Genomic DNA, 8,512 nt, shown 5'->3' with positions numbered 1-8,512 from the left:
CCTCCCCCCGCCCCCTGCCCCCGCTTCGCGGGGGAGGGGGAGAACTGCATCACGAGACACGGGTCGGCGCGCGATACCGATCACTCACTCGCGCTCCACCCTGCCGCGCGCCTCCGCTGCTCACTTCTCGTCAGACATCACCGAATGTGCCCTGCAATCCTGTCCCGAATCGGATCGGCGTGGACCGGGGGCGGACAGCGTGCATCGAAACGAGACACTGCCGGCGCATCCGCCTCCGCGTCCGAGAATCCATCTAAACGCCACATCCACATCGAGATAGCGCGTCCTTGTCGCCCCCGGCGGCATGCGGTCCTTGTGTTGCCTTTCCGGGAGTCGGCGCCGGTCCAGCGTCCGCCGAGCGGCGACACGGGACGCGGCGAGCTTTATCACAGGAGGCAGGATGCGGAGCAGTACCTTTTTGGCGCTCGCGGTGCTGGCCGCGTGCGGAGGCGGCGGCGCGGCCCCCGTCACGGGCGGCGGTCCGGGCACGGACGGCGGCACGCTGGCGTCGTTCGCCATCTCACACCCCGAGGGCGCGGTGACGGTGGGCGACACGATGATCATGGAAGTGGTCGCCAAGGACGCCACGGGCCAGCCGCTCGCGGGCGCCACGCCATCGTTCACCAGCAGCGACGCGACCGTCGCCACGGTGGACGGCGCGGGCGTGGTGCGCGGCCTCAAGGCGGGCGCGTCCACCATCACCGGCAGCCTGACGATGGGCGGCGTGACCAAGACGGCCACGTACGGCATCGCCGTGCTGGCGGCGAGCGCCCCGCCCACCAACCCGCCCGCGCAGACCGTGGCCGCGTTCGCGCTGAACCCGGCGAGCGTCACGCTCTCCATAGGCGCCGCGCAGCCGTTCGAGCCCATCGCCACAGACGCGAGCGGCGCGCGCATCACCGGCCTGCCTGCCGTCGCGTGGTCGGTGCAGGACCCGTCGCGGGCCAGCGTCGCGAGCGGCACGGTGACGGGCGTAGCCGCGGGGAGCACGACCGTCACGGCGTCGTTCACCTCCGGCGGGCGGACGTGGACGGCCACGGCGAACGTCACCGTCGCGGCGCCCGCGCCCCCGCCGGTCCCGTCCACGGCCACGGTGCAGGGCGTGGACGACGCGTTCACGCCATCGGCCGTGACCATCGCCGCGGGCGGCACGGTGACGTGGACGATGGTGGACGAGGAGCACGACGTCACCTGGACGGGCGCGGCGCCCACGGGCGGCAGCATCGGGCGCATCGACCGAGGCCGGTCCGTCAGCCGCACGTTTCCCGCGGCGGGCACCTACACCTACACGTGCAATCGCCACGACGGCGACCACGGTGGCACGGTGACGGTCACGCAAGGCGGCACGCAGCAGCCCGTCCTCACCTCCGTGCGCATCACGCCGGCCAGCCCGGCGGTGTCCGTCGGCAGCACGGTGCAGCTCACGGCCACGCCGCTGGACCAGGCGGGCCAGCCGATGACGGGCGTGCCGGCCGCGAACTGGACGACGTCGGACGCGGCGCGGGCGACAGTCGGGGCGACGGGCACGGTCACGGGCGTGGCGGCGGGGACGGCGGCCATCACGGCGCGCATCACCCACGGCGGCGTGACGCGCGAGGCGGCCGTCACGCTGACGGTGGGCGGCACCACGCCGCCTCCACCCCCGCCCGGCGCGCCACTGGCCGCGACGGTGACCACGCCCGGCACCAGCTTCAGCCCCGCGACGGTGACCATCGCGGCGGGCGGGACTGTGACGTGGCAGTTCACCGGGAGCAGCCGCCACAACGTGACGTTCAGCGGCACGGCGCCCACGGGTGGCAACATCCCCGACACGGACGTGGGCGGATCCGCCGCGCGCACGTTCACGACAGCCGGCACCTACAGCTACGCCTGCACCCGGCACTCCGGGATGAACGGCACGGTGGTCGTGCAGCCGTGATGAGTGCGAAAGTGCGAAAGTGCGAAAGTGCGAAAGACAGGGATGAGGCGGATGTAGTCGGCTGACAAGCAGTTGCAGGCTATTCCCTATTCCCTGTTCCCTATTCCCCGCAGTTCACAAACAAGGAGTCCAAGCCCATGAAGAAGTTCCTCACCACCCTGATGATCGCGACCCTCGCCGCCCCCGCTGCCGTGCTGGCCACCCGCGCGCAGGCCGACGCGGCGCCGCCCCCGGCCGTGCACCAGGTGCGCATGATCATGGAAGGCACCACGGCGCGCTTCGAGCCCGCGAGCCTCACCATCCGCGCCGGTGACCAGGTGCGCTTCACCACGGCCAGCGGCGGGCCCCACAACGTGGCGTTCGACGCGGCCAAGGTCACGGGCCCCGCGGCGGCCGCCCTGACGGCGGGGATGCCCAACCAGATCGCCCCGCTCTCCGGGCCGTTCGTCATCAACACGGGCGACAGCTACACGGTGAGCTTCGCGGGCGTACCCGCCGGCCGCTACGAGATCTCGTGCCTGCCCCACATGGGCATGGGCATGAAGGGCGTGATCACCGTCCAGTAATCCACCGTCCCGCTGCTTCCGGGGGCGCGCCCGCCGCGGCCGCCCCCGCCACCCGACCGGAGGCTCCGTTGATCCCCATTCGCAGCGCCGCGCGCGCACTGGTGCTCGCCGCCGCCCTGGGCGTGCCCGCCATGGCCGGCGCCCAGTCCCTGCTGGACCGCCCGCCCAACCTGTCCGGCGGATGGGTGGGCAACCCCGGCACGCTGTACTTCAACTTCCTGCACCGCTTTACCAGCAGCGACGCGCCCGTCCGCAAGGTGAGCAACGTGCCCACGTTCACCGTGGCCGCCGGGCTGCCCCTGCGCACCATGGTGGGCGTGCACTACGCCACCAACAGCGCGCTGGCGCCCGCGTTCCCCAACGAGTGGGAGTTCTGGGGACGCCACGCGCTGCTGCGCCAGGACGACGGCGCGCCGATGGACGTGGCCGGGCAGGTGGGTTACAACAACGCCGCGAAAGGTCTGGACGCCGAGGTGTCGCTGGCGCGGCGGATGGGCCCCCTGCGCGTTGTAACGGCCGGGCGCGTGCTGAGCGATCCGCTGCAGGAGGGAGAGCGCCGCTACGCCGTGGCGGGCGGCGGCACCCTGCGCATCAGCCGGTACTTCGCGCTGGCGGGGGACGTGGCCACGCTCACGGACCGCGCGGACGGCGAGGAGGTGGCGTGGAGCGCGGGGCTGCACCTGGCCATCCCCCTCACGCCGCACACGCTGTCGCTGCAGGCGGGCAACACCAACGCGTACACGCTGCAGGGCATGTCACGGGGGGAAGAGACGGTGCGCTACGGCTTCGAGTTCACCATCCCCCTCACGCTGTCGCGCTGGTTTGGCCCCAGCGCCACGGGCGGACATGGCTCCGTTCCGCCCCCGCCCGGCGCCCCCGCGCCCACACCGGCCGTGGACGTGGCCGCCGCACGCGCCGCGGGAACGCTGCAGCAGGCGGACATCCGCAACATGGCGTTCGCCCCGGCCCGCATCGAGGTCGCCGCGGGGACGACCGTGGAGTGGACCAACAACGATCCCCTGGCGCACACGGTCACGGCCGCGGACCGCGGCTTCGACAGCGGCCTCATCCAGCCGGGGCAGACGTGGGCGTACACGTTCACCACGCCCGGCACCTACGACTTTTCCTGCACCCCGCACCCGTTCATGAAGGGAGTGGTGATCGTACGATGAACCTGCGCGCCGCCTACAGCTTCTCGTGCGCCGCCTTTGCCCTGGCCGTGGCGACGGGGTCGCTGGCCGGGTGCTTCTCGGAGCGCGTGGCCGGATCCAACCCGCCCGCCGGCGACCTGTGCGAGGGCACGCCCGCCAACGTGATCCAGATCCGCAACTTCGCCTTCGTGCAGCAGTCGCTCCAGGTGAGTCCCGGGACGACGGTGACGTTCGTCAACTGCGACACGGAGACGCACACGTCCACCTCCGACGCCGGCGTGTGGGATTCCGGCGCGCTCACGCCGGGGAGCACGTTCCAGCGCACGTTCAACGCGGCCGGCTCGTTCCCCTTTCACTGCACGCCGCACCCCAGCATGAAGGGGACGGTGGTGGTGGGCTGAGGGATGATGCTGACCGGACAGGATCGGCGCACGGGCGAGCGCCCCCCATCCCCGACCCTTCCCCCATAAACTGAATGGGGGAAGGGAGACCTTCGCCTGGACATTCGGGAGGCTCTCGCCGAAAGCGGCCCGCCCCTCTCCCGGCCTCTCCCCGCTCGTTCCGCGCGGAGAGAGGAGAACCCAACCCCGGCACGACCCACCATCGTGCCCACGGCCGAATCCACCGCGCCGGGAGCGGCTTAATCCGCCGCAATGACAGCGGAAAGCCGGGCAAACTGCGCGAGGCTCCATCACGTGAACCGCGCTCCGGTGCACGTGCCCCGCCCTCTCTGGGGCAGTCCGCGCAGGCGGACTTCGTGCCTTTCCAGCGGCGAATTCATTCGCTCCGGCTGGGAGACGGCCTTCCCCGATCAGATCCACAATCGGAACCATTCGCTCCGGCTGGGGGACGGCGCTTCCCGACCGGCTTCCAGACAAGCGAAAGGCCCGCCTCCCTCCAGGGAAGCGGGCCTTCGCGCGGAGCTCACTTCCGCACTCACGCACTACCGCACTCACGCACTTTCGTCAGGTCCGGAAGCCGCTCACCAGCTCGCGCATGCGCTCGGCGGCGTGCAGCAGCTCGGCGCTGCTGGCCGACATCTCCTGCGTGGCGGCGCTCTGCTCCTCGGCGGCGGCGCTTACCTCCTCGGCGCTGGCGGCGTGCGACTCGCTCGTGCCCGACACCTCGGCCAGCGACGCCTCCACGCCCTCCATGGCCGCGGCGTTGCGGGCGGCGGCCTCCTCTACCTGGTCGGCGGCCAGGCGCACGCCGTCCACGGCCGCCAGGATCTGCTCCAGGGCCGCGTCGGCGCCGCGCGACACCTCTTCCACGTCGCCCACCTTGCCCGTGCCGCGGCCCATGGAGGTCACCACCTCCTCGATGCGGCTGCGGATGCCGGACACGTTGCCCGCCACCTCGTTGGCCGCCCGGGCGCTGCCCTCGGCCAGCTTGCGCACCTCCTCGGCCACCACCGCGAAGCCGCGGCCGTGCTCGCCGGCGCGCGCGGCCTCGATGGCGGCGTTCAGGGCCAGCAGGTTGGTTTGCCGGGCGATGGCCGTGATGGTTTCCACGAACCGGTCAATCTGCAGCGACGCCTGCTCCAGCTCCGTCACCTTGGCGGCGCTGTCCGTGACCGCCTCGCGGATCTCCAGCAGCCGCTGCAGGGCCGAGCCCACCTCCTGCCGGCTCTGCGCCGCCACCAGGTAGATCTGCTCGCTGAGCGAGGTCACCATCTGCGATGCGTTGACGATGTCGCCGGAGCGGCGGCCCATCTCCTCCAGGGCCTCCTTGGTGGCCTGCAGCCCCTGCGACTGCGTCTCGGCGCCACTGGCGATGCCCACCATGGCCGTGGCCACCTCGCCGCTGGATGCCGCGACCTCCTCGCTGATGCTGCTGAGGTCGCTGGCGAAGTTGCTGATGCGCTCCGCCGTGGACACCGTCTCGCCCACGATGGTGCGCAGCTGCCCGGCCGTCTGGTCGAACGCGCCGGCCAGGGCCGCGAACTCCACCGTCATGGCGCCGCGCCGCTCGTCCAGCCCCTCGCGCAGGTCGCCCTGGCCCAGGCGCTCGGCGGCGCCCACGAGCGACGAGAGCGGGTCCTGGATCCACCGCATGGCGCGGTAGATGAGCGCCGCCGTGCCCAGGGCGGCCGTGATGGCCATCACCAGCAGGATGAGCTCCCACTGGCGCGTCTCGCGCCGCAGCTGGGCGGCCGCCGTGCTCACCTTTTCCGCCTGCGTGGCGCTGATCTCGCGGATGGCCTCTTCCAACTCCTGGGTGCGGGGGCGCACGGCGGCCACGCGGGCCAGGGCGCCGGCGCGGTCGCCCACGTCCACCTGCGCGTGGGCCAGAGCGTACTCCACCTCGATGCGCTGGTGGGCCTGCTCCACGGCCGCGATCTTCTGCTGCTCGTTGGACGTGAGGCCCGTGAGGTCCTTGTACTGGCGGCGCTGCTCGTGCGCGCGGCGGCCGAACTCCGCGAACGCCTGCTCAAAGCGCGGGTCCGGGGTGACCAGGTACCGCTCCCCGGCGGCGATCTGGTTCAGGATGAGCGACTCTAGCGCCGTGCCGATCTCGGAGCTGCGGCGCAGGTCGGCCAGGCGGCCCTGCATGTCGCTGCTCACCCGTTCCAGGCTGAACGCGGAGATGCCGGCGCCCAGCAGCACCAGCGCCACGATGACGGCGCCGCCGATGCGCAGGCGGTTCTGCAGCCGCGACCACACGCCGCCGGCGGACTGGCTCCACCGCGCGCTCATCGGCCGGCCTCCGGGAGGGAGATCGTGCCGCCCTGGATCACTCCCATCGTGAACCGCTTGTCCACCGGGTCTCCGTGTTCATCGAATTTCACAGTCCCCGCCACGCCCTCGAAGGCGGGTGCGCCTTCCCGTCCGTCCCGCCCCACACCGGCCAGCCAGTCGCGGATGGCGCGCGGGTCGCGGTGCCCCTCCTCCAGCGCCCGGGCCAGCAGCCGCACGGCGTCGTACGCCAGCGCGGCCTGCGAATCGGGGTCCTCGCGGTACCGTGCACGGTAGCGCTGCACGAAGGCCCGCGACGAGTCCGACATCTGCGGATGAAAGAGCACGCCCACGGCCGTGCCGTCGTAGCGCGCGCCCATGGCCGCCAGCCCCTCGATGCCGTCGCCGCCCACGAAGCGCGCGGCCAGCCCCACCTCCTGCGCCTGCCGGATGGCCCGCGCGGCGGGCTCCTGCAGCCCGGCCACGAACACCAGGTCCACGCCCCGCGCCTTCATCCGCTGCAGGTACGGGCGAAAGTCGTTCGTATCGTCCAGGAACGGGTCCATGGCCGCCACCTGCGCGCCGGCCGCCCGCAGGGCCGCCGCGAAGTTGCGGGCCAGCCCCTGGCCGTAGTCGTCGTTGGCGTACAGGATGGCGATGCGCCGGCCCATCCCCTGCGCCGCGCGGGCCAGGGCGACGGCGTTGGCGCTGTCGCTGCTGGCCACGCGGAAGATCCAGTCTCCCAGCCGGCTGATGTCCGGGCTCGTGGCACTGGTGGCCACGGCGGGAAGGTTGCCCTCGTAGCGGGTGGCGGCCTGGATGGTGGCGCCGCTGTACACGTGGCCTACCACGGCCAGCACGCTGCCGTCCTGCACCAGCGAATCGGCCACGTCGATGGCCGTCTCGGGGTCGCCCCGGTCGTTCACCAGGCGCAGCACCAGCCGCGCGCCGCCGAATGCGTTGCGGGCGTTCAGCTCCTCCACGGCCAGCTCGGCGCCCATGCGCGAGCGCACGCCGTACACGTCCGGCTTGCCCTCGGTGTCCGTCAGCGGGACGGCCAGGCCCAGCGTGAGCGTGTCGCCGCCTCCCCCGCCCCCCGCGCGGGCGCAGCCGGCGACGGCGGCGAGGCCCAGCGCCGCCAGGGCGGCACGGCGTGCGGCGTTGCGTACGGGCCGCGCGGGACGCGGCGCCCGGCCGGGTTCGTCAACGGACATCGTTTGAAACCGGGGGACGTGGAGCAGTGTGGAGCAGAACGAGGGAGAGTGGCCCAAGCTAGGCACGCGCCAAGAAGTTGTCAACGACGCACTCCGGCCACGTTGCCGCCCGCCGGCCCCCCTGCTACGTTGCGCGCCATGCGATCTGCCTGCAACAACGCCTGTTTGCGCGGCGCGGCGCCCTTCGCGCGCGCGTGGAGGCGCGCGTGAGCGCCGCGCGCGCCGGACAAGAGGAAGAGGCCCAGGACAAAAAGCCCGACCGGGCCCTGCTGCGCCGGCTGGTGGGCTACCTGCGCCCGTATCGCCTGTCCGTGGCCGTCTCGCTTCTGCTGCTGTTCGCGGGCGCGGCGCTGGAGCTGGCGGGCCCGTACCTCACCAAGGTGGCCCTGGACCGGGCGCTGCCCGGGCGCGACGTGGGGCTGCTGGGACGGCTGGTGCTGGCGTACGTGGGCGCGCTGGTCCTCGCCTTCTTTTGCGAGTACGCGCACACGCTGCTCACCACCTGGCTGGGGCAGCGGGTGATGTACGACCTGCGGGTGGAAGTGTTCGCCCACCTGCAGCGGCTTTCCCTGCGCTACTTCGACAAGAACCCCGTCGGGCGGCTGATGACCCGCGTCACCAACGACGTGGAGCAGCTCAACGAGGCGTTCTCGTCCGGCCTGGTGACCATCTTTGGCGACGTGTTCACGCTGGTGTTCATCCTGGGGATGATGCTGCAGCTGGACTGGCGCCTGGCCCTGGTCACCTTCACGGTGCTGCCGCTCGTGGCCGTGGCCACCTTCGTCTTCCGCGGGCTCATCCGCAAGGCCTACGGCGACATCCGCGTGCGGCTGGCGCGCATCAACGCGTTCACGCAGGAGCACGTGAGCGGCATCCGCGTCGTCCAGCTGTTCGGGCGCGAGGACCGCACGTTCTCGCGCTTCCAGGCCGTGAACGCGGACCACCTGGAAGCCAACCTGCGCTCCATCACCTACTACGCGCTGTTCTT

The 8,512-nt window shown here is 72.1% G+C and carries 7 protein-coding genes; 5 read left to right on the top strand and 2 right to left on the bottom strand.

What is annotated here, in order from left to right; genetic code table 11:
- Positions 1–400 precede the first annotated feature (400 nt).
- The 4 genes from VFZ20_RS01770 to VFZ20_RS01755 all read left to right on the top strand — a co-directional run bounded on the left by VFZ20_RS01770 (position 401) and on the right by VFZ20_RS01755 (position 4,036).
- Positions 401–1,918: an Ig-like domain-containing protein gene (locus VFZ20_RS01770; RefSeq protein WP_329682096.1), complete on the top strand. Its 1,518-nt coding sequence runs from the start codon at positions 401–403 to the stop codon at positions 1,916–1,918.
- A 137-nt stretch (positions 1,919–2,055) separates the two neighbouring features.
- Positions 2,056–2,484, top strand: a complete 429-nt coding sequence (locus tag VFZ20_RS01765) for a plastocyanin/azurin family copper-binding protein (RefSeq protein WP_329682095.1) — start codon at positions 2,056–2,058, stop codon at positions 2,482–2,484.
- 68 nt (positions 2,485–2,552) lie between these two features.
- Positions 2,553–3,656 (top strand): cupredoxin family copper-binding protein, encoded by a 1,104-nt coding sequence (locus tag VFZ20_RS01760; protein WP_329682094.1) that lies wholly within the window; start codon positions 2,553–2,555, stop codon positions 3,654–3,656.
- Positions 3,653–4,036, top strand: coding sequence for a cupredoxin family copper-binding protein (locus VFZ20_RS01755; RefSeq protein WP_329682093.1), 384 nt, complete (start codon positions 3,653–3,655; stop codon positions 4,034–4,036). Before VFZ20_RS01760 ends, VFZ20_RS01755 begins: the two co-directional genes overlap by 4 nt.
- A gap of 564 nt (positions 4,037–4,600) precedes the next feature.
- Here VFZ20_RS01755 and VFZ20_RS01750 read toward each other — a convergent pair.
- Both VFZ20_RS01750 and VFZ20_RS01745 read right to left on the bottom strand, forming a co-directional pair.
- The gene (locus VFZ20_RS01750; protein WP_329682092.1) at positions 4,601–6,331 is read right to left on the bottom strand and encodes a methyl-accepting chemotaxis protein; all 1,731 of its coding nucleotides are present in this window, start codon (positions 6,329–6,331) and stop codon (positions 4,601–4,603) included.
- Complete coding sequence (locus VFZ20_RS01745) at positions 6,328–7,524, bottom strand: branched-chain amino acid ABC transporter substrate-binding protein (RefSeq protein WP_329682091.1); 1,197 nt, start codon at positions 7,522–7,524, stop codon at positions 6,328–6,330. The genes VFZ20_RS01750 and VFZ20_RS01745 overlap by 4 nt, the downstream gene beginning before the upstream one ends.
- Before the next feature lie 206 nt (positions 7,525–7,730).
- Here VFZ20_RS01745 and VFZ20_RS01740 point away from each other — a divergent pair.
- Positions 7,731–8,512: ABC transporter ATP-binding protein (locus tag VFZ20_RS01740; protein WP_329682090.1), on the top strand; the 782-nt coding region annotated here is incomplete at its 3' end.

The organism is Longimicrobium sp. (genome assembly GCF_036280135.1).
Lineage (GTDB): Bacteria > Gemmatimonadota > Gemmatimonadetes > Longimicrobiales > Longimicrobiaceae > Longimicrobium.
This window is presented reverse-complemented; position numbering and strand designations above follow the sequence as displayed.